General features: G+C 60.7%; 2 pseudogenes. One reads left to right on the plus strand and one right to left on the minus strand.

The features are described from left to right. Positions 1-278, plus strand: a pseudogene (locus PDO_RS27335) (IS21 family transposase); the annotation flags it as partial. 12 nt (positions 279-290) lie between these two features. Here the strand turns inward: PDO_RS27335 and PDO_RS27340 are convergent. Then, positions 291-577, minus strand: a pseudogene (locus PDO_RS27340) (IS21 family transposase); the annotation flags it as partial.

A 577-nucleotide genomic window follows, 5' to 3' on the forward strand; every position in this document is an offset into this window, starting at 1 on the left:
GTCCCTTCCGAGGCTTTGAACGCCGGCTGACACCGACCATGCGGCAGCTCCATATCGCTGGCGATAAGGTCTTCGTCGATTATTCCGGCAAGAAGCTGCCGATCGTGGACCGCAAGACCGGCGAGATCCGTGAGGCGGAGATCTTCGTCGGCGTGCTCGGTGCTTCGAGCTACACCTTTGCCGAGGCCACCTGGACGCAGACCCTGCCGGACTGGATTGGTTCACACGTGCGCATGTTTGCTTTTTTCGGCGGTGTGCCGCGCCTGATAGTCTACGATTACGTGCCCGGGAACGTTATCGTAGATGCCGCGGCCAGGTACGCCGCCGAACACACGGAAGCCGTGCCAGTGGGCGTCGAACAGCATCTCGTGCGTTTGCAGCAGGTAGGCCCTGACCAGAAAAGCCCGACTGTGCGACAGCTTGATATGGGCGACCTGAAGCTTCGTGCGCTCGCCGCCTACCACGGCATAATCTTCACTCCAATCGAAATGGAATGCTTCGCCTGGGCGAAAGGATAGCGGAACGAATATGCCGCGGCCCGCTTTCTGCTGCTCTGCCCGCCAGTCACGGGCGAATG

Origin of the sequence: Rhizobium sp. PDO1-076, from assembly GCF_000247475.1 — a bacterium.
Lineage (GTDB): Bacteria > Pseudomonadota > Alphaproteobacteria > Rhizobiales > Rhizobiaceae > Allorhizobium.